The sequence below is a fragment of the Agrobacterium sp. 22-214-1 genome, assembly GCF_053522465.1.
In genome coordinates this window covers 58,481-83,996 of sequence record NZ_JBNWCK010000007.1, presented here as the reverse complement: position 1 = coordinate 83,996, position 25,516 = coordinate 58,481, and the positions used below count along the sequence as shown (strand labels likewise).

General features: G+C 61.0%; 25 protein-coding genes. 12 read left to right on the top strand and 13 right to left on the bottom strand.

All coding sequences use genetic code 11. From position 1 onward, the window contains the following. Window positions 1–33 precede the first annotated feature (33 nt). Genes ACQZ5G_RS21205 through ACQZ5G_RS21180 form a run of 6 tightly spaced genes read left to right on the top strand, consistent with a single transcriptional unit; the run spans window position 34 to window position 6,545 of the window. Entirely contained in the window at window positions 34–1,299 is a 1,266-nt protein-coding gene (locus ACQZ5G_RS21205; protein WP_059756274.1) for an extracellular solute-binding protein, read from the top strand. 16 nt (window positions 1,300–1,315) lie between these two features. Continuing rightward, window positions 1,316–2,257 (top strand): carbohydrate ABC transporter permease, encoded by a 942-nt coding sequence (locus ACQZ5G_RS21200; RefSeq protein ID WP_080853448.1) that lies wholly within the window; start codon window positions 1,316–1,318, stop codon window positions 2,255–2,257. Beyond that, window positions 2,254–3,096 carry a carbohydrate ABC transporter permease gene (locus ACQZ5G_RS21195; RefSeq protein ID WP_448738816.1) on the top strand — a complete coding sequence of 281 codons (843 nt, stop codon included), beginning with the start codon at window positions 2,254–2,256 and terminating at the stop codon, window positions 3,094–3,096. Before ACQZ5G_RS21200 ends, ACQZ5G_RS21195 begins: the two co-directional genes overlap by 4 nt. Before the next feature lie 4 nt (window positions 3,097–3,100). Then, window positions 3,101–4,615 (top strand): argininosuccinate lyase, encoded by a 1,515-nt coding sequence (gene argH / locus ACQZ5G_RS21190; protein ID WP_448738815.1) that lies wholly within the window; start codon window positions 3,101–3,103, stop codon window positions 4,613–4,615. Next, window positions 4,615–5,655 carry an ABC transporter ATP-binding protein gene (locus ACQZ5G_RS21185; protein ID WP_448738814.1) on the top strand — a complete coding sequence of 347 codons (1,041 nt, stop codon included), beginning with the start codon at window positions 4,615–4,617 and terminating at the stop codon, window positions 5,653–5,655. Before argH ends, ACQZ5G_RS21185 begins: the two co-directional genes overlap by 1 nt. After that, the gene (locus ACQZ5G_RS21180) at window positions 5,652–6,545 is read left to right on the top strand and encodes a carbohydrate kinase family protein (RefSeq protein ID WP_448738813.1); all 894 of its coding nucleotides are present in this window, start codon (window positions 5,652–5,654) and stop codon (window positions 6,543–6,545) included. The genes ACQZ5G_RS21185 and ACQZ5G_RS21180 overlap by 4 nt, the downstream gene beginning before the upstream one ends. Before the next feature lie 15 nt (window positions 6,546–6,560). Here ACQZ5G_RS21180 and betC read toward each other — a convergent pair whose 3' ends face one another. Together betC and choX are read right to left on the bottom strand one after the other, a co-directional pair. Then, the gene (gene betC / locus ACQZ5G_RS21175; RefSeq protein WP_448738812.1) at window positions 6,561–8,075 is read right to left on the bottom strand and encodes a choline-sulfatase; all 1,515 of its coding nucleotides are present in this window, start codon (window positions 8,073–8,075) and stop codon (window positions 6,561–6,563) included. Between the two features lie 15 nt (window positions 8,076–8,090). After that, the gene (gene choX, locus ACQZ5G_RS21170) at window positions 8,091–9,044 is read right to left on the bottom strand and encodes a choline ABC transporter substrate-binding protein (protein ID WP_448738811.1); all 954 of its coding nucleotides are present in this window, start codon (window positions 9,042–9,044) and stop codon (window positions 8,091–8,093) included. Between the two features lie 94 nt (window positions 9,045–9,138). Here choX and ACQZ5G_RS21165 point away from each other — a divergent pair, with 94 nt between their 5' ends. Beyond that, a complete protein-coding gene (locus ACQZ5G_RS21165; protein WP_448738810.1) occupies window positions 9,139–10,035 on the top strand; it encodes a choline sulfate utilization transcriptional regulator in 897 nt (298 codons plus the stop codon). A 23-nt stretch (window positions 10,036–10,058) separates the two neighbouring features. Here ACQZ5G_RS21165 and ACQZ5G_RS21160 read toward each other — a convergent pair whose 3' ends face one another. The 6 genes from ACQZ5G_RS21160 to ACQZ5G_RS21135 form a co-directional block, all read right to left on the bottom strand. Further along, on the bottom strand, window positions 10,059–11,510 hold the full coding sequence (locus ACQZ5G_RS21160) for an aldehyde dehydrogenase (RefSeq protein WP_448738809.1): 1,452 nt from the start codon (window positions 11,508–11,510) through the stop codon (window positions 10,059–10,061). A gap of 16 nt (window positions 11,511–11,526) precedes the next feature. Then, on the bottom strand, window positions 11,527–12,249 hold the full coding sequence (locus tag ACQZ5G_RS21155) for an ABC transporter ATP-binding protein (RefSeq protein ID WP_448738808.1): 723 nt from the start codon (window positions 12,247–12,249) through the stop codon (window positions 11,527–11,529). Further along, window positions 12,242–12,970 (bottom strand): ABC transporter ATP-binding protein, encoded by a 729-nt coding sequence (locus tag ACQZ5G_RS21150; protein ID WP_196379317.1) that lies wholly within the window; start codon window positions 12,968–12,970, stop codon window positions 12,242–12,244. Before ACQZ5G_RS21150 ends, ACQZ5G_RS21155 begins: the two co-directional genes overlap by 8 nt. Further along, the gene (locus ACQZ5G_RS21145) at window positions 12,967–13,875 is read right to left on the bottom strand and encodes a branched-chain amino acid ABC transporter permease (protein WP_448738807.1); all 909 of its coding nucleotides are present in this window, start codon (window positions 13,873–13,875) and stop codon (window positions 12,967–12,969) included. Before ACQZ5G_RS21145 ends, ACQZ5G_RS21150 begins: the two co-directional genes overlap by 4 nt. Beyond that, window positions 13,872–14,744 carry a branched-chain amino acid ABC transporter permease gene (locus ACQZ5G_RS21140; protein ID WP_448738806.1) on the bottom strand — a complete coding sequence of 291 codons (873 nt, stop codon included), beginning with the start codon at window positions 14,742–14,744 and terminating at the stop codon, window positions 13,872–13,874. The genes ACQZ5G_RS21145 and ACQZ5G_RS21140 overlap by 4 nt, the downstream gene beginning before the upstream one ends. A 70-nt stretch (window positions 14,745–14,814) precedes the next feature. Beyond that, window positions 14,815–16,029 carry an amino acid ABC transporter substrate-binding protein gene (locus tag ACQZ5G_RS21135; protein ID WP_448738805.1) on the bottom strand — a complete coding sequence of 405 codons (1,215 nt, stop codon included), beginning with the start codon at window positions 16,027–16,029 and terminating at the stop codon, window positions 14,815–14,817. A 133-nt stretch (window positions 16,030–16,162) separates the two neighbouring features. On the opposite strand from ACQZ5G_RS21135, the gene ACQZ5G_RS21130 reads away from it, so the two are divergent. From ACQZ5G_RS21130 to ACQZ5G_RS21120, 3 genes are all read left to right on the top strand, one after another. Next, window positions 16,163–17,035, top strand: a complete 873-nt coding sequence (locus ACQZ5G_RS21130; RefSeq protein WP_448738804.1) for a helix-turn-helix transcriptional regulator — start codon at window positions 16,163–16,165, stop codon at window positions 17,033–17,035. Window positions 17,036–17,196: 161 nt separating this feature from the next. Beyond that, a complete protein-coding gene (locus tag ACQZ5G_RS21125) occupies window positions 17,197–17,499 on the top strand; it encodes a type II toxin-antitoxin system RelE/ParE family toxin (RefSeq protein WP_080853461.1) in 303 nt (100 codons plus the stop codon). After that, window positions 17,492–17,782, top strand: a complete 291-nt coding sequence (locus ACQZ5G_RS21120) for an addiction module antidote protein (RefSeq protein ID WP_003521755.1) — start codon at window positions 17,492–17,494, stop codon at window positions 17,780–17,782. The genes ACQZ5G_RS21125 and ACQZ5G_RS21120 overlap by 8 nt, the downstream gene beginning before the upstream one ends. On the opposite strand, the gene ACQZ5G_RS21115 is transcribed toward ACQZ5G_RS21120, so the two are convergent. From ACQZ5G_RS21115 to ACQZ5G_RS21100, 4 genes are read right to left on the bottom strand one after another with little or no spacing between them, the layout of a single operon-like run. After that, window positions 17,783–18,598 (bottom strand): ABC transporter ATP-binding protein, encoded by an 816-nt coding sequence (locus ACQZ5G_RS21115; protein ID WP_448738803.1) that lies wholly within the window; start codon window positions 18,596–18,598, stop codon window positions 17,783–17,785. Then, a complete protein-coding gene (locus tag ACQZ5G_RS21110; RefSeq protein ID WP_448738802.1) occupies window positions 18,595–19,635 on the bottom strand; it encodes a FecCD family ABC transporter permease in 1,041 nt (346 codons plus the stop codon). Before ACQZ5G_RS21110 ends, ACQZ5G_RS21115 begins: the two co-directional genes overlap by 4 nt. Beyond that, window positions 19,632–20,675 (bottom strand): FecCD family ABC transporter permease, encoded by a 1,044-nt coding sequence (locus ACQZ5G_RS21105; RefSeq protein WP_448738801.1) that lies wholly within the window; start codon window positions 20,673–20,675, stop codon window positions 19,632–19,634. The genes ACQZ5G_RS21110 and ACQZ5G_RS21105 overlap by 4 nt, the downstream gene beginning before the upstream one ends. Further along, window positions 20,672–21,682: an iron-siderophore ABC transporter substrate-binding protein gene (locus ACQZ5G_RS21100; RefSeq protein WP_448738800.1), complete on the bottom strand. Its 1,011-nt coding sequence runs from the start codon at window positions 21,680–21,682 to the stop codon at window positions 20,672–20,674. Before ACQZ5G_RS21100 ends, ACQZ5G_RS21105 begins: the two co-directional genes overlap by 4 nt. Before the next feature lie 221 nt (window positions 21,683–21,903). Here ACQZ5G_RS21100 and ACQZ5G_RS21095 point away from each other — a divergent pair, with 221 nt between their 5' ends. Beyond that, window positions 21,904–24,024, top strand: coding sequence for a TonB-dependent siderophore receptor (locus ACQZ5G_RS21095; RefSeq protein WP_448738799.1), 2,121 nt, complete (start codon window positions 21,904–21,906; stop codon window positions 24,022–24,024). A 192-nt stretch (window positions 24,025–24,216) separates the two neighbouring features. On the opposite strand, the gene ACQZ5G_RS21090 is transcribed toward ACQZ5G_RS21095, so the two are convergent. Next, a complete protein-coding gene (locus tag ACQZ5G_RS21090; RefSeq protein WP_448738798.1) occupies window positions 24,217–25,110 on the bottom strand; it encodes a helix-turn-helix domain-containing protein in 894 nt (297 codons plus the stop codon). 217 nt (window positions 25,111–25,327) lie between these two features. On the opposite strand from ACQZ5G_RS21090, the gene ACQZ5G_RS21085 reads away from it, so the two are divergent. Then, entirely contained in the window at window positions 25,328–25,504 is a 177-nt protein-coding gene (locus ACQZ5G_RS21085) for a hypothetical protein (protein WP_003521762.1), read from the top strand. Window positions 25,505–25,516: the final 12 nt, after the last annotated feature.

Below are 25,516 nucleotides of genomic sequence, written 5' to 3'. Positions count from 1 at the left end.
ATCGCTCCGCATCCGGAAGACCGGGCGGAGGAAATGGAGGCTTACATGCGCAGGGCAACTCTGTTCGCCGGCTTGGTCGCCGGTTTCAGCACATTCGCATTCAATGCCGCGCAAGCGGTTGAAATCGAATATTGGCAATATGTCTTCGATACACGCGTGAAGGCCATGGACGAGCTGATCGCGGAATTCCAGAAGGCCAATCCTGATATCACCGTCAAGCAGGTGACCTTCCCTTACGCCGATTACCAGACGCGCGTCATCGCCGCCAATCTTTCCGGCAAAGGCCCGGACGTGATGCAGCTCTTCTATGGCTGGCTGGATAAATTCGCAGCCGGCGGCATCTTGCAACCGTTGCCGGCCGATGCTTTCCCGCATGACAAGATCGAAAGCGAATTTTTCCCCATCGTCAGCGCCATGAAGCGCGGCGACGATTATTACGGCCTGCCGACGGCGGTTCGCTCGCTGGCGCTCTTCTACAACAAGAAGCTCTTCACCGAAGCCGGCCTCGATCCCGCCAATCCGCCGAAAACGCTGGATGAATTCGTCGCTGCTGCGGAAAAGATCGCCAAGCACGATGCCGCCGGAAACCTCACCGTTGCCGGCTCCACGCTCGACATGGGCGGACAGGACCATCAATGGTGGCGTGAGGTTCTCATCCGCCAGTTCGGCGGCGAACCCTACACCGACAACGACCAGAAGGTCGCCTATAACAGCGAAGCAGGCGTTCAGGCCCTGAAGTTCTATACGAGCCTGCAGCTTGAGAAGAAGATCGGTCAGGTGGGCTTCATGGATGAAGGCCAGGCCGCCTTCCGCGCTGGCAAGGCTGGCATGACCATCGACGGCACGTTCCGTCTGGGATCCTTCAGAACCATCAAGGATTTCGAGTGGGGCGTGACCGAGCTTCCCACCAATGACAAGAATATCCGCTCCAACTATGCCAGCTATTTCGCCAACGGCATCAGCGCCAAGACGAGCGGCGAGGAACTGGAAGCCTCCAAGAAATTCCTTGCTTACATCTCCTCACCGGAAGCCATGGCGATCTGGCTGAAGACGGTCGGCGAGCTGCCGGCGCGGCGCGCAGCGGCACTGACCGAAGAGAACCTGAAGGACCCGGTCTACGCGCCGTTCCTGAAGGGCCTCGAATACGCCCATACGACCCTGTTCAAGGACGAAGCCGCCCAGCGGCAGAATGCCATCGACATGACGAACCGGATCTTGCTCGAGGGCCAGTCCGTCGAGGATTCCGTCAAGCAGGCCGCCGAGGCCGAGCAGGAAATCATCGACGCGGCGAAACCTTAAAACCCGCAGGTCCGACATGACAGCGATCGATCAACAGGGGGCGGCATCCGGCCGCCCCGGCGGCTCCTTCGGAGATCGCCTTTCCATGCGCACGAAACGGCTTTTGTGGATCTGGAGCTTTCTGGCGATCCCGATCCTGTTTTACAGCGTCATTCGTTTTTACCCGACGCTGCAGGCCTTCTGGCTTTCCTTCACCAACTGGGACTTGCTGCGACCGGCGAAGTTCATCGGCATCGCCAACTACGCCAAGCTGTTCAAGGATCCGCAATTCTGGAAGGTCTTCAGGAACACCTTCACCTATCTCATCATCGGCACGCCGATCAGCCTCGTGCTGGCTTTCGTCATCGCCTTTTATCTCGACCGGGTACGCATCCTGCACGGCTTCATCCGCGCGCTCTATTTCCTGCCCTATCTGACGACGGCGGCCGCGATGGCCTGGGTCTGGCGCTGGTTTTATCAGCCGCCGCCCATCGGCATCATCAACGACGTGCTTGGGCTTCTCGGCATTCCGCAGCAGCCTTTCATCCGCTCCACCGATCAGGCGCTTTATTCAATCATGATAACCGCCATCTGGGCGGGCCTCGGTTTCCAGATCATCATCTTCATGGCCGGCCTGCGCGCCATTCCGACGACATTTTATGAGGCCGCGCGCATAGACGGCCTCGGCGAATGGGCGATCCTGCGCAAGATCACGTTGCCGCTTTTGAAACCCACCACCGTTTTCCTCGTGGTGTTTTCCTCCATCGGCTTCCTGCGCATTTTCGACCAGGTCTACAACATGACCACCAATGATCCGGGCGGACCGCTCGGCTCCACCAAGCCGCTGGTGCTGATGATCTACCAGACCGCGTTCAATTCCTATGCGATGGGTTATGCCGCCGCGCAGACGGTCGTTCTTTTCACCATTCTTCTCGTCGTATCGCTGATCCAGCTCTGGGTCCTGAGGGAAAAGAAATGAGCGAAGCGCCGCCACTCTCCCACGCCCGCATCCGCCCCGGCCGCATCATCGCCTGGACCATATTGTTTATCGGCGGTCTCATCATGGTCTCGCCGCTGCTCTTCATGTTCTCGACATCGTTCAAGACGGCTGACCAGGTCTATGACCTCAGGCTCATTCCGGCTGCACCGACGCTCGCAAACTACATCACCGTCATGGCAGATGGCCGTTTCCTGCGCTGGTTCTTCAACTCGATGCTGGTAGCGGTCATCGTCACCGTTTCCAACTGCTTCTTTGACAGTCTGGTCGGTTATACGCTGGCGAAATTCGAGTTCCGTGGCCGATACTTCATCTTCCTCGCGATCCTGTCCACGCTGATGATACCGACAGAAATGCTCGTCATTCCGTGGTATCTGATGTCCAGCCAGCTGGGCTGGCTCGACAGCTACTGGGGCATCATGTTCCCCGGCATGATGACGGCCTTCGGCACTTTCCTGATGAAGCAGTTCTTCGAGACGGTTCCGAACGACTTCATTGAGGCCGCGCGCGTCGACGGGCTCGACGAATTCCAGATCTGGTGGAAGGTCGCCCTGCCACTGGTGACGCCGGCGCTCTCCGCACTCGCGATCTTCACCTTCCTCGGCAACTGGACGGCATTCTTCTGGCCGCTGATCGTCACGACAAGCAAGGAACTCTACACCCTGCCCGTCGGCCTCTCGAGCTTTGCCGTGGAACAGCAGATCCAGTGGGAAATGATCATGACCGGCGCAGCCATTGCGACCATCCCCACCCTTATCGTCTTCATCGTCCTGCAACGCTACATCGTTCGCGGTGTGATGCTGGCGGGTCTGAAAGGATAATATCATGGCCGATATGAACCCGCGCCAGTCGGATACCAGCAAGTTTCCCGACCCTGTCTACAAGGAAACCGTGCTGCGCCCGCTTTTCGACGGCGCCAAGAACCACCATGTCGACGGTTTCCGCAGCATCGACCGCGCCCATCTCGTCATGCTGCGCGAAACCGGCATTCTCGATGCTGACACGGCGGCGAAGATCGCCGCCGCGCTCGAAGACATCGACAGGACCATCGAGCCATCGGAGCTGGTCTATACCGGCGAAGTCGAGGATTTCTTCTTCCTGATCGAAAAGGAACTGAAAGCCCGCATCGGCGTCGATATCGCCGGCCGCCTGCACACGGCCCGTTCGCGCAACGACATCGACCACACGCTGTTCAAGATCGGTCTCAAGGACAAGATCGATACACTCACCGCCAAGGCGCGCATTCTGCTGAAAGCCCTGATCGATGCCGCCGAGCGTAATCAATCCACACTCATCGTGGCCTATACGCATGGGCAGCCGGCCCAACCCACCACCTTCGGCCATTACCTCTCTGCCGCCATCGAGGTGTTGATCAGGGATATTGACCGCTTCGCGGAGGCCCGCCGCATCGTCGATCTTTCGCCGATGGGCGCTGCCGCCATCACCACCTCGGGCTTTCCCATTGATCGCGCGCGTGTCGCCGAGCTTCTTGGTTTTGCCGCACCCTTGCGCAATTCCTATTCCTGCATCGCCGCCGTCGACTATACGACGGCAAGCTATGGCGCGATCGAACTGATGTTCCTGCATCTCGGCCGGCTCATTCAGGATTTCCAGTTCTGGACGAGCTTCGAAGTCGGCCAGATCTATGTGCCGAATTCGCTGGTGCAGATTTCCTCCATCATGCCGCAGAAGCGAAATCCGGTTCCCATCGAGCATCTGCGCCACCTCGCCAGCCAGACATTCGGCCGGGCGCGGACAGTGCTGGATGTTATGCACAACACGCCCTTCACCGACATGAACGACAGCGAAGGCGAAACCCAGGGCATGGGTTACGAGGCCTTCACTTCTGCCGGCCGGGTGCTCGATCTCCTCGCCAGTCTCGTCGGCAAGATCAGCATCGATCCGGAAAGGGTCGAGCAGAATATTCGCCGTTCCTGCATCACCATTACGGAGCTGGCGGATTCGCTCGTCCGCATCGAAGACCTGTCTTTCCGGCAGGCGCATGAAATTGCCGCAGCCGTCGCCAGAAGCGTCGTCGCGCTGAAGGGCGATCTGCCGAATGACGGTTACCAGCCTTTCCTCAAGGCGTTCGAGGAACTGGCGGGCCGCAAAACCGGCATCGACGAGGAAAAGTTCAGGCAGATCGTTTCGCCGGAGCACTTCGTCGCCGTTCGCAGCCGCTTCGGCGGCCCTGCCCCCGAACCGATGCGGGAGGCCATCGCAGCCTATCGCGGCAAGCTCGGTGCGTTTGAGGCCGAAGCACAACGATCCGCCGATTACGAAACGGCGAAAGCCGCCGAGCTGGCAGAGAAATTTACCGCCCTGACGGGAGCGCGATAATGGCGACAATCGAACTCAATCAACTGGTAAAGCGCTACGGCAAGGTGGAAGCGGTCAAGGGCATAGACTTGGCCATTGAAGACGGCGAATTCGTGGTTTTCGTCGGCCCTTCCGGCTGCGGCAAATCCACCACGCTGCGCATGATCGCCGGGTTGGAGGAAATTTCCGACGGCACGCTGAAAATCGCCGGAAATGTCGTCAACGAGAAAGAGCCGAAACAGCGCAACATCGCCATGGTCTTCCAGAACTATGCGATTTACCCGCATATGACGGTTCGCCAGAATATCGGCTTCGGGCTCTATACATCGAAGCTCGACCGCGAGGAAAAGAACCGCCGCATCGAAGAGGCCGGCCGGGTGCTGGGGCTCGAGGCATTGCTGGACCGTCGGCCCGCGGCCCTGTCGGGCGGCCAGCGGCAGCGCGTCGCCATCGGCCGCGCCATGGTGCGCGATCCCGCAGCCTTTCTTTTCGACGAGCCTCTGTCCAATCTCGACGCGCAGTTGAGATCGCAGATGCGCATTGAAATCAAGCGCTTGCACCAACGTCTTAAGACAACGACCGTATACGTGACCCACGATCAGGTGGAAGCGATGACCATGGCGGACCGGATCGTCGTGATGAAGGACGGTCATATCCTGCAGGTCGGCACGCCGACGGAACTTTACGAGACGCCAGTGGATGTCTTTACCGCGCGTTTCATCGGCAGCCCCTCGATGAACCTGTTGCGCGGTACCAGAACGACGAACAGCGTCGCGCCATCGGCCACGGGAGAGCTGCTGATCGGCATTCGCCCCCATGATCTGCTTGTTGGAGAAGCCGATGCCACCCGGAACGCCTTCTCGCTTGAGGGAACGGTAACGGCGGTGGAGCCGCTCGGCCCGGAAACGCTGGTCCATCTGGATACGGCAACCACCTCCGTAATCGCAACAGCAAGGGGCAAAGCCATTCCCACCGTCGGCAGCCAGCTGCAATGCCGGGCGGAAACGGGCGCGCTTTACCTTTTCGACGCCAAAACGGAAAAGCTTCTGGGCCGCGCATGATGACAACAGAAAAATCAGCCGTCATCAGCATCGGCCGGATCTATTGCGACCTCATTTTCACCGGGCTTGACGAATTGCCGGTGCTCGGCCGGGAGCTGTTTGCCAGCGACATGGAAATCGCCGCCGGTGGCGGAGCTTTCATCGCCGCCGCCCATTTCGCCCATATCGGCCGCCCGGCCGCGCTGCTGGCAAGGCTCGGCACCGACACCTTCTCACGCGCCATCGGCGAAAAAATGCAGCAGAGCGGTGTGGACCTGCAATTTCTGGAGCATTCAGCGGATGCGGGGCCGCAGGTCACAGTCGCGACGGTGGTTGGTCATGACCGCGCATTCCTGACACGCCGCGCCGGTGCCGCCAGGCCATCGACGCTCGATGCCGCTTTTGCCTGGAACAAGGCCCGCCATCTGCATATCGCCGAATTCGCCACGCTGCACGAAATCCCCGATCTCATCTCCCGCGCCAAGGATAATGGACTGTCCGTCTCACTCGATCCAAGCTGGGATGCCTCGCTGATCTATGACAAGGGCCTGCTCAGGGCCTGCGCCGGCGTCGACGTGTTTTTGCCCAACCTCGAAGAAGCCGAAGCGATCACGGGCCATGCGAACCCTGAAGCCGCTCTCACCGCTTTGTCCGGAGCCTTTCCCGTCGTGGCCCTGAAGGGCGGCGCGCAGGGCGCCTGGGTCTCCTCGCGAGCGGGTTTCCATCACGCGGCGGCGAAAAAAGTCCCGGTGGTCGATACGACCGGTGCGGGCGATGCCTTCAATGCCGGCTTCATCGATGCATGGCTGCGGCGAGAGGACGAGAAGCTCTGCCTTGAGGCCGGTGTTGCAGCGGGAAGCCTTGCCGTGCAGGCGGCAGGCGGTGCTCCCAAGGTGCGCACGCCCGCCTGATCCGCCCTACCCGCTTCACTCCCCGCGCGGATACCGCTGGTTTTCCTCCAGCACGTTGAGGTCCATGTGGTTGCGCATATAGCGCTCAGAGGCCTTCTGCAAAGGCTGGTAATCCCAAGGGTAATAGGCGCCGTTGCGCAACGCCTTGTAGACCACCCAGCGCCGTGCCTGGCTTTCCCGCACCGCCGCGTCGAAAACCGGGAGCTGCCAGCGCCGGTCGATTTCAGCAGAAAGCGATGAAAGAACGGCGCTGAAAGCAGGGTCGCCGGCAAGGTTCATCCGCTCCTCAGGGTCCGCCTCGATATCATAGAGCAACGGCGGATCGGCCTCGCAGACCGACAGCTTGTAGCGGCCGTCGCGAAGGGCGACGAGCGGTGCTATCGAGCCTTCGGCAGCATATTCCATTGGCACCGGGCCGCGCTCGCCAGTTCCCAATGCCAGCGCCGCCAGATCTTCGCCATCCGTCCAGCGTTTGAGCGAGGTGATATCGAGCCCCGCCAGTCCGCAGAGCGTCGGCGTGACATCGAGTGTGGAGACTGGCGTGTCGATCAAAGCCGGCAACCAGCCCGGCGCGGCGATCATCAAGGGCACGCGGGCGGAGCCCTCGAAGAAACACATCTTGAACCACAGCCCGCGCTCGCCCAGCATGTCGCCATGGTCGGACAGGAACAGGATGATCGTGTCCTCCTCCATCCGCGTCGCCTTCAGCACGTCGAGGATTTCGCCGATCTTCTCGTCGATATAGGAGATATTGGCAAAATAACCGCGCCGTGCAAGGCGTATCTGCTCGCTTGTTATCTCTAACGCCTCATGATCGCAGGCTTCCAGCAACCGTTTCGAATGCGGGTCCTGCTCTTCGAAGGCAATCGCCGGTGTCTGCGGATCGAGCGCCGGGCAGTCCTCGTATAGATCCCAGAATTTGCGCCGCGCCACATAGGGGTCGTGCGGGTGGGTGAAGCTGACCGTCAGGCACCACGGCCGGTCATCGAGGCGGCGCGACAGGTCGTAGAGCTTGCGGGTGGCGTGATAGGCCACCTCGTCATCATATTCCATCTGGTTGGTGATTTCGGCAACGCCTGCACCAGTCACCGAACCGAGATTGTGATACCACCAGTCGATGCGCTCACCCGGCTTGGTATAATCAGGCGTCCAGCCGAAATCCGCGGGATAGATATCCGTCGTCAGGCGCTCCTCGAAGCCATGTAGCTGGTCGGGCCCGACGAAGTGCATCTTGCCTGAGAGGCCGGTGTAATAACCCGCCGCCCGCAGGTGGTGCGCGTAGGTCGGAATGTCGGAAGCAAATTCGGCGGCATTGTCGTAAACCCGTGTCCGGCTTGGCAATTGCCCGGACATGAAGGAAGCGCGGGCCGGTGCGCAGAGCGGGCTTGCCGTATAGGTATTGGCGAAGCGGACAGACCGCTCCGCCAAGGCTTTCAGATGGGGTGCGTGGAGAAAATCGGCCGGGCCATCGGGAAAAAACGTCCCGTTGAACTGGTCGGCCATCAGGATCAGGATATTGGGACGCGGCATTTCCACTTTCCGATTTTAGAGGCCAAGCTTGCCTTTGACGGCGTCTGCACCCGGCTTGCCATCCAGCGTGGTAACGCCCTGCAGCCAGCCATCCAGCGCCTGCGGATTGGCCTTCAGCCATGCCGCTGCCGCCGCCCTGGAATCCTCGCCACCAAGAATGGAGCCCATCAGGGTATTTTCCATGCCGATATCGAATTTCAGATTCTTGAACAGCGTCGCCGCATTCGGGCATTGCTGCGGCCAGCCGGTGCGGGCGAGCGTATAGACTTCCGCGCCGCCGAAATTCGGGCCGAAATAGGCGTCGCCGCCCGAGAGATAGGCGATATCGATCTTCTCATTCATCGGATGCGGCGCCCAGGCGAGGAAGACCACGGCCTTCTTGTCCCTGCCCGCCCGTTCCACCTGCGCCAGCATCGCCTGCTCGCCGGATTCGACGAGCTGCCAGCCTTTCAGGCCGAAATCATTGGCATCAATGATTTTCTGGATATTCTGGTTGGCCGGTGCACCCGGCTCGATGCCGTAAATCTTGCTTTCGAACTCATCGGCATGTTTGGCGAGATCGGCGAAATCCTTGACGCCCTTTTCCGCCATGTAAGAAGGCACTGCCAGCGTAAACTTTGCGCCTTCAAGGTTCTTCGTCATCACCTCGGCCGCCTTGGCAGCATTCAGATCGTCCACGAAGGATTTCTGCGCCGGCATCCAGTTGCCAAGGAAAACGTCGATTTCGCCGTTTTTCATCGCCTGATAACCGATCGGCACCGACAGCGTCTTGACGTCAGCCTCGTAGCCCAAGGCATCAAGCAAAACGGAAGCGACGCCATTGGTGGCGGTGATGTCGGTCCAGCCGGGATCGCTGAGACGGATCGTCTTGCAGGCCGCGTCATCCGCCGCCTGAAGCGGGGTGGAGAAGGCCGCCACGGACAGAATGAGACCGGCGGCGATGCGATGCAGATGAGAAATGGTTTTCATTGCGGCTCCCCTTTTATCAATCCATTTTATTGAACACCACGTTGCTTTTGCCTGTGAAGCGGGTATTTTTCGATAGTTGATATAAGGAATTTTAATGTCAGACCGGCCGCTTGATCTGGGATGGATGCGCATTTTCACCGAGGTTGCCCGCCGCGGTAGCCTGACCGCGGCGGCGGCATCCCTGCGGCTGACCCAGCCGGCCGTCAGCTATCAGATTCGCCGGCTGGAGGAGGAACTGGGAGTGGCGCTGGTGCAGCGCAGACATCGCGGTATCGAACTCACGGCCGAAGGTCAGAGGCTGTTCGAGATCGTCTCGCGCAATGTCGACGCCATCGACCTTCTGGCGCAGCAGCTTCGCCGGACGGAGGAACGGCAGACCATCCGTCTGCACACGGACTATGCCTTCTCGTCCCTGTGGCTCATCCCCCGCATGCACGGATTTCGCGCGCTCAACCCCGACATCAACATCCAGATCGTCGCCACGCAGGATCCGCTCGGCCAGGGCAAACACGATAGCGACGTGATGATCATTTTCGGCACGCGGCAGGAAGCGGGCGACGGGGCGGTATTGCTGCTTTCGGAAAAGGTCACACCGGTCTGCTCGCCCGCCCTGCTGGCCGGGACACCGGCACCCGCAACCGTTGCGGATTTTTCGCGGCGGAAGCTCATCCACCTCGAAAACACCTCGCAGGCGCACTGGTTCGACTGGCCTTCCTATTTCAAGCATTTCGGCGTGCAGAGAACGGCCGACCATGATGGCGGCGATATCAGCTTCAACAATTACACCATGGTGGTGCAGGCGACCATCGGCGAACAGGGTTTCGCGCTCGGCTGGGCCGGGCTGGTCGATCCGTTGCTGGAGGCCGGCGTGCTGGTGACGGCAGGCCCAAGCCTCGATGCACCGGGACGCGGCTACTGGCTGATGCGGCCGAAAAGCAGCGACAGCGCGGTGAGAAAACTCACCGGCTGGCTGATCGACGAGCGGCGGTGACGCCGCCCGCCAGAGCTATTGGTTCAGATCGGATAATGCAGCGGCCCGTCCTGCAGCGTGACCCAGCGCAGCTCGGTGAATTCCGCAATGCCCGCCGTGCCGCCGAAGCGGCCGTAACCGGAGGCCTTGACCCCGCCGAAGGGCATCTGCGCTTCATCGTGAACGGTTGGGCCGTTGATGTGGCATATGCCGCTTTCAATGCGCGCCGCAATCGAAAGCGCCCGTGCCTGATCCCTGCCGAAAATCGCGGCGGAGAGGCCGAACTCGGTTTCGTTGGCGATGCTCACCGCCTCATCGATGCTGCCAGCCCTGATGATGGAGACAACGGGACCGAAACTTTCCTCCGCATAGAGCCGCATGGCGGGGGTGACGCCATCGACGGCAATCGCATCGAGCATCGTGCCGTTGCCGCCGCCACCGGCGACCTGCCGTGCACCCTTGGAGACGGCGTCATCCACCAGCGCTCGGATGCGGGAGGTCGCTTCGGCGCTGACCAGCGAGCCGAGCGGTGTTTTGCCCTCACGCGGATCACCGGCCGTGAGGCTCGACGCTTTTTTGGCGAAGGCCTCGACAAATGTATCGGCAACGCTGTCGAGCACGATGATCCGCTCCGTCGACATGCATATCTGGCCCTGGTTCATATAGGCGCCGAAGGCAGCAGCCGCGACAGCCGCATCGATATCGGCATCGTCGAGCACGATGAACGGCGCCTTGCCGCCAAGCTCCAGCAAAGCGGGTTTCAGATAACGGCCGGCCGTTTCGGCAATCACGCGGCCGACGCGGGTCGAGCCGGTGAAATTCACGCGCCTTACGGCGGGGTGTGCGATCAGCGTATCGACGATCTTTGCCGCGTCTTCCGGCGCATTGGAGACGGCGTTGAGCACGCCCTTCGGCAGACCCGCCGAAGCGACGGCTTCGATGATCAGAGCATGGGTGCGTGGGCAGAGTTCCGAGGTCTTCATCACGACTGTATTGCCGCAGGCAAGCGGCGTGGCGATGGAGCGCACGCCGAGAATGACCGGCGCATTCCACGGCGCGATAGACAGCACAACGCCCGCCGGCTGGCGCAGCGCCATCGCCATGGTTCCCGGACGGTTGGAAGGAATGATCTCGCCCTTGATCTGGGTCGTCAGGCTTGCCGCCTCGACCAGCATGTCGCTCGCCAGTTTGACGTTGAACCCGGCCCAGGCATCGGTCGCGCCGATTTCTTCTTTCATCGCCTGGGTAATGTCAGGCCCGGCGGCGAGAAGCGCCTGCGCGGCAGCCAGAAGCAGGCGGCGGCGTTCACCGGGGGGCGTTGCCGACCAGACCGGAAAAGCGGCCGCCGCGGCATCGGCAGCACGGGTAGCGTCCTCCACCGTTGCCGCCGCAGCACTCGTCGCCACGTCGCCGGTAATGGGGTTGCTGCGTTCGAAACGCTTGCCGCTCGCGGCCGGGCAATGATCGCCGCCGATGAAAAGATTGACAGTCTGCATGGTCTTCCTCCTGAATTCAGACAATGGCGGCGGTGGTGCCGCCAAGAAACGCCCGTTGCACGGCGGGATCGGCGGACAGGGCCTCAGCCGTGCCTGCCCCGACAATCCGCCCTGCTTCCAGCAAATATCCGCGATCGGCAAGCGCGAGGCTTTCGCGCACATTCTGCTCCACGAGCAGAATGGAAAGGCCGCTCTTCTTGATCTCCGCCAAAGCGGCAAACAGTTCCTGCGTGACGATGGGCGCAAGGCCAAGGCTCGGCTCGTCCAGCAGCAGATAATCGGGCGCCGACATCAAAGCCCGCCCGATGGCGACCATCTGCTGCTCGCCGCCGGACATGGTGCCGGCAAGCTGCTGCCTCCGTTCGGCAAGGCGCGGAAACAGTGAGAGAATATGATCGCGCGTCGTCTTTTCCGCTGAGCGGGCATGGCGGGGATTGGCCCCGAGACGGAGATTGTCCTCCACCGTCAGCGCCGCGAAAATTCCGCGTCCCTCCGGCACCAGCGCCACGCCCCGTTCCACGATCTGATGGGCGGGGACAGCAGCAAGCGACGCACCGTTGACGCGCACGTCGCCGGAGGCCGGAAGCGCCATACCGCCGACCGCTTTCAGCAGTGAAGACTTGCCGGCGCCATTGGCGCCGAGCAGCACCACCGTTTCGCCCTTGGCAACATTGAGCGATATGCCGTCAACCGCGAGATGTTTGCCGTAACGGATTGTCAGTGCATCTATTTCAAGCATGTGCCGCTCCCAGATAGGCGGAAATGACCTGCGGATCGTCAAGCACCGTTGCCGTCGGCCCATCGGCGATCTTGCGGCCGGCCGCCATGACTACCGAGCGCGGGCAGAGTGCGCGCACGGCGGCCATGATATGTTCCACCAGCAGGATCGTCGTACCCTCGGATGCCAGCCGCCGGATCAGCGCTATTCCTTCCTGCAGTTCCGTGGGGTTGAGGCCAGCGAGCCATTCGTCGAGAAGCAGAAGCTTCGGTTCGCCCGCCAGCGCACGCGCCAGTTCAAGCCGCTTCTGGTCGATATAGGTGAGATCGCCAGCCGGTAGGGTCTCCCGCCCGGCAAGGCCTATTCTTTCAAGGCAGGCGCGCGCGACCTTCTCCGCGTCGAGACGGGACAGGCGTTGTGGCCCGAACATGGCCGATACGGCGACGTTTTCAAGCAGGGAAAGCGACGGCAAAAGCCGCACGAGCTGGAAGGTGCGCGCCACGCCGGCGCGTGCAATCACATCCGGCCGCCGGCCCGCTATCTCCTGCCCTTTCAGCCGTATCGACCCTTCGGTCGGCTTCAGGGCCCCGGAGATCAGGTTCATCAGCGTCGTCTTGCCGGAACCGTTCGGCCCGAGCAGCCCGACGACCTCGCCGGCCTCGATGGTGAGACCAAGCCCATCCACGGCCTTCAGCCCGCCGAAGGTCTTGCGGATATCGGTGATTTCGAGAACGGCGCTCATGCGGCTTTCTCCTTTTTGCGCAACTTCTCCAGCGCCGCCAGCACGCCATCCGGCAGCACGAAGACGATGAGGATGAAGAGAGCGCCGAGAATGATGGAAAAATGGTTGGGGAAGTTCGCGCCCAGCCACTCGAACAGCAGGAACAGCGGCACCGCACCGAGAATGGGTCCCCAGCGGCGCGTGGCTCCGCCAAGCAACGCCATGATGACGGTGAGGAACGAGACCTGCGGATTAAACACGATGGCCGGCTCGATATAGACCCAGCGCGGGGCTTGAATGGCGCCGACAAGCGTGATGATCGTGGCGGAAAGCACGAAGAGCGTCAGCTTGGTGCGGGCGAGATTGATGCCCGCATGGGCGGCCACGACCTCGTCGTCACCGATTGCCTTCAGCGCCAGTCCGAGCTTGCTGCGGTCGATCAGGATCGCCAGCAGGAGGGTGACGACAGCCAGCGCCAGCAATTGCCAGAGCACATGCTGCGGCTCCAGCGGCAGGAAGATATAGCGCCCGAGCGTGCCGGTCACATTCACCTCATACCAGGTGATGAGCTGGCGGATGAGTTCGGCAAGCCCGAAGGAAAAGATCACAAAATAAATGCCCGCGACGCGCAGCGTGGAAAGCCCGACGACAAGCGCCAGCGCCGCGCCGACAAGGGCCGCGCACAGGAGCACGACCGGCCATGGCAAAACCTCGCTCAGCACCGCGACCGTATAGGCCCCGACACCGAAGAAAGCGACGGTGGCGAGCGAAATATAGCGGGTCGGACCGGAAAACATCGCCCAGGCGGATGCGAGCGTCGCATAACCGAGAAGGCCGATGATGACGCCGACGCCATAGGCATCGAAGAAGAAAGGGGAAAGCGCCAGCAGCGCGGCCGCGGCAAGGCCGATGAGAAGCGGGATCATTTGCCCCTCCTTGCGAAAATGCCTTCCGGACGCCAGAGCAGCACCACGAGAAAGAGCAGATAGGTGGCGGCAAGCGTGAGGCCGGGATCGACATAAACGAGCACGAAGGTTTCCACGAGGCCGAGCAGCAGGCCGGCCACCAGCGCGCCGAGCAGATTGCCGACACCGCCCATAATGACGACAACAAGCGCCTTCATGGTGAAGACCACGCCATAGGAGGCGGAAAAGGTCTGGTACATCGAGATCATCACCCCGCCGGCCACGGCGAGTGCGCCGCCAAGGGCAAAGCCGATCGAGGCCACACGGTTCACATCGATGCCGACCAGCGGCGCAGATTTGGGCGCCAGCGCCACCGCCCGCAGGTTGAGGCCCCAGCGGCTGTGGGTGAGCGCCAGATAAAGCCCGCCGCCGATCGCGACCGACAGGCCAAAGGACAGGAGCCGGTTCAGCGCCACTGTCGTGCCGAAGATGTCGACGCCATCGGCGAGATAGGAATAGGAATGGTAGTTGCCGCCGAACGCCACGAGCATGATGCCCTGGATAACGAAGAGCAGCCCGAAGGTCGCCAGAATGGAATCGACTTCCAGACGGCCGGAGCCGCCCGAACGGCGCACGAGCGGCCGCATCATAACCCGGTAGATCGCGAAAGACAGGGCGTAACCGAGCGGCACGATGATGAACAGCGACCAGAGCGGCGACAGGCCGTAGCTGGAAAACAGCACGAAGGCGATGAAGGCAGCCGCAATCAGCACTTCGCCATAAGCAAGGTTCATGATGCGGGCGATGCCATATTGCAGCGAAAGTCCAAGCGCGATCAGCGCATAGGTCCCTCCCAGCATCAAGCCGAAGATGAGGGTGGATAAAAACAAGGGAATGTCTCCAGTCTGGAACATGGCGGAAGCCTGCCGGCCGGGGTTCACGGCCCCGGCCGGCAAAGGCTCACCATTGCGGCTTCGGAATGACCGGCTTTGCCGCGCCTGAACGGTCTGCCGGCGCAATCGCCACAAAGCGGTCACCCTGCCATTGCCCCGCCCACCAGAGCTGCCGAAGCTGGTTGTCCTCAAGCTTGACCGGGCCGATGACGGTGTCGAAGTTTCCCGTAGAAAGCTCATTTGCCACCGCCGCCTTGTCGAGGCCGACGCGTTGAACGGACTGGGCCAGCATTTCGAGGCTCGCATAGGTGATGGCGCTTGCCCAGCTGTCCGGCTTGGCGCCGATAAAGGCCTCGTGGCGCTTGAAATAATCCTCGATCCTGCCGCTGCTGCCATCAACGCCGCCGATGCTGATCACGCCTTCCTGCTTGTCATCGGAGACCTTCGGGAAGATCGGGAAAGCACCGCCGACGCCGACATAAAGAACCTTCGGGTTAAACCGGGCCGTCTGCGCCTGTTTCGTCACCGCGAAACTGTCGGGCGGATAGGAAAAGGCGATGAAGCTGTCGGCACCGCTCGCCGCCGCCTCGTTCACCAGTGCTGCGAAATCCGAAGTGCCAACCGGATAGGTCTTGTCATAGGCGAGTGTGAAACCCGCTTCCTTCAGCGCCGGTCGCGCGGCCTTGATGAGATCGATGCCGAAACCGTCAGCCACGGAAATCACCGCGACCTTGTCGTTGATCTGGCCGGCCTCGCGTGCGGCTTTCAAAACGTCGGCGAGCGCATTGGCATAATCATGGCCGCCGCCGAGCATCCAGAAGCTCTTTTTCCAGCGCGCCGCGAAATCCGGCGCCTTGTCGGTCACGCCGGTAACCGCAAGCTGCGGATAACCGAAACGGTCGTAAAGCGGTGCAACGGCCAGATTGAAACCCGTGCCCCAAGGCGGCAGAATGAAATCGACCTTGTCCTGGCTGGCCAGACGCTCGGTGAACCGCACCGCATCCTCGGCCGATGAACGGTCGTCATATTCGACCACTTCCACCGGCAGGCGCTTGCCATCCGGCAAAGCGAGGCCGCCGGCATCGTTGACCTCCTTCACCCATAATTTGTAGTTCGGAATGGTGGTGATGCCAGCACCCGTGGCATTGGCGCCGCTTTTTGAAACGGCATAACCGATCTTCACCGAGGTACGGTCCTGCGCATTGGCAACACCGAAAGATACCGCCGACAGGGCAGCACCGGAGAGCAGGCAGAACAGCGTTCTGCGCTTCAGACTATTCATGATGTTCCTCCCAAAGCGCCTTATCGGGGTTGCCGTCTCCTCAAGGCTTTCCCCTGCGCTGAGCAAAGTTTAGCAATGACAGCCGCATATAAAATGCACTAATGTAGCGCATTATTGTACTTTTGGAGGCTGAATGCCGCTGCACAGCCAGATTGCGGGCAATCGCGTGGAGATCACGGCGCGCACCCTCGCCTCGACGCTGCGCATATCCGAATTCCGGCTGGAATCGGACAGCGCCCATCTGCTTCTCCTTTCCGCCGGGGAAGCGGAGATCATACAGGGTGAAAAGACGCTGCCTGTCCCGGCACCGGGGCTCATCTGGCTGCCCATCGGCCCCACTGGCCGCCTGCGGCTGAACGCTGGAAGCCGTGGATCGCTGCTGAGGACGAGCGAAATCGGGCTTGCCCATGCGATGCCCACCGGCACGAGCGCAAGCGCCGTGCGCAATATATTGCAGCGTGTTCTGACGCAGGCACCGACAGAGAAGGACCGGCAGGAGCTGGCGGGTTATCTCGAGACCATCGCCAGCGAAAATATCCGCGCGACAACCGGTTCGGACACGATCATCGCCAGCCTGCTCTCCGTCACCCTCATCCGCATCTGCCAGCACGCCATCGCCGATATTGCCGCAGCCGTCTCCACGCCCGGCAGCCTCACCGAGCGTTTCGTGCTGCTGGTCAGCCAGCACAAACGCGATCAATGGGGCGTGGAAGACTATGCAAGACAACTCGGCGTCAACCGTGAACGTCTTGGATTTGCGGTGCGCAAGGCAACGGGGCTTTCGCCGCAGGCCTATATTCACCGGGAACTGCTCACCGAAGCGCGCGATCTTCTTCTGAACTCATCGCTGCAAGTCGCTGAAATCGCGTTCCGATTAGGATTTCAGGACCCCGGCTATTTCAATCGCTTCTTCACCCGCAACGAGGGCACGTCTCCCGGCCGGTTCAGGAGAACGGCAACGCGAATGCAGAACGTGCCGCCGCCGTCTTATGCGGCCTGGCCGTGACGCCTTGGCATAAGGATGTAACGTCCATGGCCTATCGCTATTATTACAGTCCGGCCGCCTTCTTGTGCGGCCTGACTGGCAGCATCTTTCACTTACCCGATTTCGGTTTTCAATATTTCAACTTCACATTTTGTAACTTATAAATTACAGTTTGAATTACAATGCAGCTAAAGCAATCTGCGACATTTCAAAAATGGTTTGGGAAGTTAAAGGATGAGCGGGGCAAGGCTCTGATTACGTCGCGACTGAACAGACTTTCCTTTGGTCATGCAGGCGATGTCGCTCCCGTTGGTGAGGGCGTCAGCGAATTGCGCATCCATTACGGACCGGGCTATCGGATCTATTTCGTCAGGTCGGGCGATGTCGTTATTGTTCTGCTCTGTGGCGGGGACAAGAGTACGCAGGAGAAGGACATCAAAGCCGCGAAGCAGATTGCGGCGCAATGGAGTGATGACGATGATTGAGAAGTTTACGAACTTTGATCCCGCCGAACACCTCAAGAGCGATGAAGCCATTGAGGTGTTTCTGGAGGATGCGTTCGCAACCAATGATGCGGCATACATAGCAAATGCGCTTGGTGTTATCGCGCGCGCAAAGGGTATGACGCAGGTAGCGCGTGAAACCGGACTTGCCAGGGAGCATCTTTACAAATCGCTCAGCGAGGCTGGGAATCCGACGTTAGAAACAACGATAGCCGTCCTCAACTCTCTGGGCTTTCAGCTCACCAGCAAACACAAGGCGGCATGATCAGCGCCTGACGTCATCAGCCACCGTCCGATGCCGCCCGATCGGCAGCATCATCGGCTTGCCAGAGGTCGGATCTTCGATGACCCGGCTTTCGATGCCGAAGACGTGGCGGACATTCTCCTCCGTCAATACTTCCTCCGGTGTGCCGAAGACTTGCAGCTTCCCGTCCCTCATGGCGACGAGATGATCGGCATAACGGGCTGCGAGATTGAGGTCGTGCAGCACCATGACGATGGTGGTCTCGCGGGCGTGGTTGAGGTCGGTCAGAAGATCCAGCACCTCGACCTGGTGGCTGATATCGAGGAAGGTGGTCGGTTCATCCAGCAGCAATATGTCTGTCTGCTGGGCGAGCGCCATGGCGATCCAGACGCGTTGCCGCTGGCCGCCGGAAAGCTCGTCCACCGGCCGCTCGGCCAGTTCCACCATATCGGTTGCAACAAGGGCTGCGGCGACGGCCTCGTCGTCCTGTCGCGACCAGCGGGCGAACAGGCCATGATGCGGGTGCCGGCCACGGCTGACGAGATCGGCAACCACGATGCCCTCCGGCGCTATCGGCGATTGCGGCAAAAGGCCCATGCGCCGTGCGAGGTCCCGCGAGGGAAGACGATGGATCGATTTTCCATCGAGCAGAACCTGACCGGCGCGCGGCGTGATGAGCCGCGACATGCTGCGCAGCAGGGTGGACTTGCCGCAGGCATTGGCGCCGACGATGACGGTGATCTTCCCGCGCGGAACGGTGAGATCCAGCCCGTCGATGATGAGGTTTTCGCCGTAGCCGGCCGACAGGCCGTTCACGGAAAGGGAGTGGCCGGTCATAACGAGCCTCCGCTGCGGTTGACCCGCACGATAAGGTAGATCAGATAGGGCGCACCGAGCGCGCCGGTAACGACGCCAACCGGATAGCGGCCCGGCAACAGGAACTGGCCGCAATAATCGCCCACCAGCACCAGCGCCGCGCCAACCAGCGCCGCAGGAAGGAGCAGCGAGCCATTGCTGCCGACAATGCGCGCCGCAATCGGCCCGGAGAGGAAAGCGACAAACGCGATGGGACCCGAGACCGCCGTTGCAAAGGCGATCATGCCCACGGCGGCGATGATGACGATGATGCGCGTTCGCCCCACCCTCACACCAAGCGCTGCTGCGGCATCGTCCCCCAGTCTCAATGCTTCCAGATCACGCGCACGGCTGAGGAGCAGGCCGCCGAAAAGGATGAGGGCAATGAGGAGCGGCAGCAGCTGCGCGATTTTTGCGCCGTTGACGCTGCCGGTCAGCCAGCGCATCGCCTCCTGCAACGTCCATGCCGGCGCAACGGAGAGGATATAGGCGATGAAGCTTTCCAGCATGGCTGAAACGCCGATGCCGACGAGGATCAGCCGCGTTCCGGCCACGCCGTTGCGGAAGGACAGGAGATAGACGAGGAGCGCGACGCCAAGACCGGCCGCGACGGCGAAGACCGAGACCAGCGGCCCGTTCATCTGCAGGACGACAATGGCGAAAACGGCTGCCGCGCTCGCCCCGGAACTGATGCCGATAATATCGGGGCTGGCGAGCGGGTTGCGCAGCATGATCTGGAAGGCGACGCCGCCAAGCCCGAAGCTCAGGCCCGCCAGAATGGAAAGCAGCGCGCGCGGCAGGCGCAACTGCCCGACGGTGAAGGTGACGCCGGCAATGTCCTCCCCCAGCAGAACGCGAATGACATCGCCGGGCGGCGTGAAGGATTGCCCGAGCATCAGCGTCGTTGCGAAAGCGGCAATCAGAAGCGCCGACAGGGCAGCGATGACAAGGCGACGCCGGCGCTGGCGGGCGTGGCGATTGAAGACGAGATTTTCGATAACGGGAGCGTATATGGTCACAATTCGCGCACCCTCTGGCGTCTGACAATCCAGATGAAGAAAGGCGCGCCGACAAGGGCGGTGACGATGCCGACATCGAGTTCCGACGGCCGCGCCACGATGCGCCCGACAATATCGGCGGCAAGCAGCAGGCACGCCCCGCCAAGCGCCGAAAATGGCAGCAGCCAGCGATTGTCCACACCGACGAGCAGACGGCAGAGATGCGGCACCACCAGGCCGACAAAACCGATCGGCCCGCAAACGGCGGTAGCCGCACCGCAGAGCAGAATGGCGCCGAAGGAGGCCACGGCTCGGGCCACCGCAACATTCTCGCCAAGCCCGGCGGCGAGTTCATCTCCGAGCGCCAGAGAATTCAGCTTGCGCGCCGAAAGCAGGCTGATGATGAAACCGGCGGCCAGAAAGGGCAGCACGGTCTCGATACGCTCGAAAGTCGCCCCGCCGACGCCGCCGATCTGCCAGGAGCGGATGCCGCCGGCAATATCGCTGCGCGGCAGAACGACGGTGATGACGAGTGAGGAAAAGGCGACGGAGGTGGCGGCGCCCGCAAGTGCGAGTTTCAGCGGGGTCGCCCCGCCTCGGCCTAGCGAGCCGACAACATAAACGAAAACCGCTGATACCCCCGCCCCGGCAATTGCGACCATGATGAAGGCCTGAGCCGAGGCGATGCCGAACCAGACAATGCCGATGACGACGGCAAGCGACGCCCCCATGTTCACACCGAGAATGCCGGGATCGGCAAGCGGATTGCGGGTGACACCCTGCATGATGGCACCGGCCAGCCCGAGTGCGGCACCGGAAAGCAGGGCAAGCAGCGTGCGCGGCAGGCGCACCGCGACGGCCGCCTCTGCAACCGTCTCGACGCGACCGCTGAGTCCACCAACAATATCCGCAAATGAGACGTCACGCGTGCCGATGGCGACGGACAGCGCACAAAGCAGCGCGAGAAGCGCCAGCACCGCGCCGAGCCAAGCCGTTCGCACGCGGTTGGAGCGGCCGGCGAGCAGCACCGCCGTCGCTTTGCCGGGTCCAGACGTTGTCACTGCGATTTCCCGGAGGATTTATCCGCAGCCTTTGCCAGAAGATCGGCATAGTCCTTCAGCACCCACGAAATCGACAGCGGCGTGGGATTGGAGGCGGTGCCGAGCGGGTCGCGGCCCAGCATGACGATGGCATCGTTGGCAACGGCCGGCATGCGGGCGAGAAGCGGGTCGGCCCGCATGGCGTTCAGCAGCGGCTCACTGCCATAGGTCACAACGATATCGACATCGTCGAATGCATCCACACGCTCGGCGCTGACGCCGGCGGCGAATTGCCCCGGCTTCGTGGCTTCCACGACGCTTTTCGGCGAGGCAAGCCCAAGATCGGCGAAGAACTTCACCCTGGTGTCATTGGCCGTATAGAAATTGACGACACTGAGATTGGTGGCGTCGAGATGGGTGACGAACATGGCCGACTTGCCCTTCAGCTGCGGATGGCCGGCAACGACCTGCGCGATCTCACCCTCGATGCGTGTGATGAGCGCCTCACCTTCCGCAATCATGCCAAGGCCGGCGCTGTTCAATCGGATCATCTCGCGCCAGTCCGTCGCCCAGGGAGAAACGGGATAGGCGACGACAGGGGCGATCTGGCTCAGCGTATCGTAGTCGGACTGGCTGAGGCCTGAATAGGCAGCAAGGATGACATCCGGCTGCGTCGCCGCCACGGCCTCGAAATCGATGCCGTCGCCCTCATCGAACAGCACCGGCTTTGCCACGTTGAGTTCGGTAAGCCGCTTCGCCACCCATGGCAGCAGGCCATCGCCATCATCATCGCCGAAATTGGCCGCGGCAAAACCGACAGGCACGATGCCGAGCGCCAGCGGCACCTCATGGTTCGCCCAGGCGACAGTTGCGACCCGCTGCGGTTTCTTCGCAATCGTGGTCGTGCCGAAAGCATGTTTGATGACGATGGGATAGCTGGCCGTCTCCTCCGCCGAGGCCATATTCGGCGCGATCATCGACAGGAAAAGCACAAATACCGGTATGAGGCAGCGGAACGGGCGAAGCATTGGCGAGCTCTCAAAAGTTCAAAAGTGGACTTGAACTCTCAGCTTCAATTGCCTCCGTCAAGCCCAGGCAAGAAATGCCGTCGCAACAGCGGTGAAATTTCCGGGGTTTTGTACAAAACCGCAAAAAGTTACAATACCGGACAAACTTTCTCAAGTTATTGGGCGCTTCGAGAGTGGGCCGTGGAAGCGGCGATCGGGGCATCAACTTCTGGAACATACCAATGAATATCGAAACCGAAGGCAGACACCGCAAAACCGCGCGACGTCGTTATCAGGATGCGGCGCTGCTTGCCTGCACGGCGCTTGTCGCCACCCTGCCCGGCGCCTTGCTGGCCCAGGAGGCTGCCACCACGAACAGCAGCACGGTTCTGGAACGGATCACCATCGAAAGCGGTGACAATGACCAAAAGTCCATCGTCGCCACCCGCACCACGAGCGGCAGCAAGATGGCGACCGATATTCTCGACACACCTGCCTCCGTTTCAGTCATCACCGCCAGGGAAATGCAGCAGCGCGGCGTGCAGAGCGTGGAAGAAGCGCTGCAATATACCGCCGGTGTGACCACGGATTTTTACGGCTCCGACGACCGGTTCGACTATTTCAAGATTCGCGGTTTCGACGCCTATACCTATCGCGACGGGTTGACGCTTGGCCGTCCCTTCGGCGCGCTGCGCGAAGAAACCTATGCCTATGAGCGCGTGGAAGTGCTGAAGGGCGGCAATTCCACCACCTTTGGCGTCTCAGATCCCGGCGGCTCGGTAAATTATTCCACCAAGGTGCCGAAACGCACCCGTTTCGGTGAAGCCTATGTCACCGGCGGTTCCCATGGCCGCGCCGAAACCGGCTTCGACTTTGGCGACAACATCACCAGCGACGACACGCTGTCCTACCGACTGACCGGCAAGCTCAGAAATGCCGATGCGGAATATGACTATTCCCGTGACGACGAGAAATTCTTCATGGGCGGCCTGACATGGCGCCCCACGGACGTCACCAGCCTCACCGTGGTTTACGATCATCTCAACAAGGATGGCGTTCCGGGCGGCGGCGGCCATCCGGTCGGCTCGCATTTCGACCGGAGCCGTTTCTTCGGCGAACCGGACTACAATTATCGCGGCACAAACCGCAATTCGCTGAGCGTGATGTTCGACCACGATTTCGGCTCCGGCCTGACGCTGAGTTCCAACGCCCGCTATAGCAAGGCGAATACGGACTTCGGTTATGCCTATATCTCGTCCACGCCGACCAACGGTTCGACAATCGCCAACCGGTCCTATTTCGGCAACGACACGGAGACCGAAAACTTCCTGATCGACACGCGCCTGCAATACGATACGCGGTTTGAAAATGTCGAAAGCCGCAGCCTCGTCGGCGTCTTTTATAACGACTACACCTCCGGCAGCAAAAGCTACTTCGGCGCCGCGCCGAGCATCAACTGGATGAACCCGGTCTATACCGGCGCACCCGCTTCAGTGCCGCTCTATGCCGACTCCCTGACGGATCAGAAGACCAGGGCGATCTATCTCCAGCAGGACTTCACCTTCTTCGACAGGCTGATCGTCAGCGCCGGCCTGCGCAACGACTGGATCGACACCGAGCAGACCAACCGCCTGCGCGGCACCTCGGCGAGCGGCGACATCAGCGAACTGACCAAGCGCATCGGCGTGTCCTACAAGGTCACCAACGAGATCGCACCCTATATCAGCTACGCCGAATCGGTGGTGCCCGCATCGGGGCTCACCGTTGAACCGGAGCGCGGCGAACAGATCGAACTCGGCGTGAAATATCGTCCGGACGCTTTCCCGGCCCTGTTCACCGCGTCGATCTACGATCTGAAGAAGAACAACATCACCGTTACCAGCCCGATCACCAGCCTGCCCACGACCATCGGCGAGGTGCGCGTGCGCGGTCTCGATCTCGAAGCCAAGGCGGAAGTGACCGACAATCTCAGCCTGACGGCCGCCTATTCCTATCTCAACGCGGAAATCACTGAAAACGGCACCGGCGGCAATGTCGGCAACCGGCCGCAGTTCGTGCCCGAGCATCAGGCCTCGCTGTGGGTCAACTACACGCTTGCGGGCAACGACCATTTCGGTGACATGACCTTCGGTCTCGGCGGTCGCTATACCGGCGCTTATTATTTCGACAATGCCAACAAGGTCGAAACCGGAAGCAGCGTGACCGTGGATGCAGCGTTCAGCTACAAGATTCAGGAAACCGCCTCGCTGGACGTCAATGTTTCCAACATCTTCAACGAAAAACACGTCTCTTATGGCGGGTTCGGCGCTGACTTTTACAATCCCGGCCGGGCGTTTTCCGTGACTTTGCGAAAGACGTGGTGAAAATATATATTAGCAATATTTTTCAATATATTGCATAATTTCCCTAATGCACAACGTCATCCTCGGGCTCGTCCCGAGGATCTAACCACGTCTCATCAAGTCTGAAGGTCGCAGATCCTCGGGATAAGCCCGAGGATGACGAAAGGTGAGGTTTGCGCGCCTCACCAAAACTGCGCATCGACCTCACCAGCTTCAAAGCAGCCGGTGCAGCCGTCGCCAGGCGGCGGGTGTATTTCCCACGGACTGGCGGAAAGCCTTGGTCAGATGGGCCTGATCGGAAAAGCCGAGCTGGGCGGCGATATCGGCCACCGTCAGATCGCCTTCCAGCAGAAGTTTCTGGGCGGCATTGATGCGCCGCTCCAATTGCCATTGCAGCGGCGTCTTGCCGGTGGTCTGGCGAAATACGGTGGCGAACCAGCTTTCCGAAAGCCCGACAATATCGGCCATTTCGGCAACCGTCATACGGTCGTCGCCACGCTTTTCGACCTGGGCAAGAAGCTTGTTCAACTGCGCCTGCGTCAGCCTGCCATTGGCCTGCTCCGGCGAAGGGCCGGGAATATCCAGCAGGCCGGCAACGATGCTGCCGACGAGGCTTTCCGCATAGACCGCATGTTTCGAGGGTTCAGCCAGCTCATCGACCAGCAGGCCGGCAAGGGTTTCCACCGAGCCGATATCCTGTATCTCGACGGGACGGCGCAGCGCCGTCATCGCCGCCGAACTGCCGACTGAGGGCGACAGAAAACGCAACAGGCGATCCTTGTGAATATGCAGGTTAAGATGCGAGAACCGATGGGTGGCGCTGCTGCTCGTCCACATCGGCACGCCAGCCGGCACATAAACCGCCCGTGTCATCGGCCGCGAATGGTTACTGAACTCGCCATTGCGGTTGGACATGCTGATGCGCGAGGAGACATCGTTGAAAAAGATCATGATGCGCGGATCGGCGGCTAGGTAATAACCCTTGGCTCCCATCTGGCTTTCCGCTTCCCAGAACGCGCTGACCAGCCCGTCGAACTGGCGCCATTTCACCGGCGCAGTGACGCTGATCCCTTCCGTGTGCCAGGTCATGGAATGCCAGAAACTCAATGCGGGTACCGTCCGGTTGTCGGGTCTGGGGTCAGCGTATGGAAAGACGCGCGCACCGCGCCAGTCATCGCGCTCAGCCCCAATAACATGACTTATCAATTCATGTTAATAGCAAAGATCGTTATAAAGAGAAACATTCGCTGACGCGACGGCTCTGGAACCTCTGAGCGAAACACCCGTTGAACTCCTGACAGAAACGCAACACGGGAGATCATCAATGGACAGCAAAAAGGAACCGGGCAACTTCGCGGACAAGAAACGCGAAGAGAAGGGCCGCGGCGTCATCGTGGCCGGGCCGGATGCGCATGAAAACGAAAAGAGCGGCAAAGCTCCCTCGGCAAAGGCGGAAAAATCTTCATCGGGCAAACCGGTTGCGGCTTCTGACCGGCGGTAGCATCCCGGATCG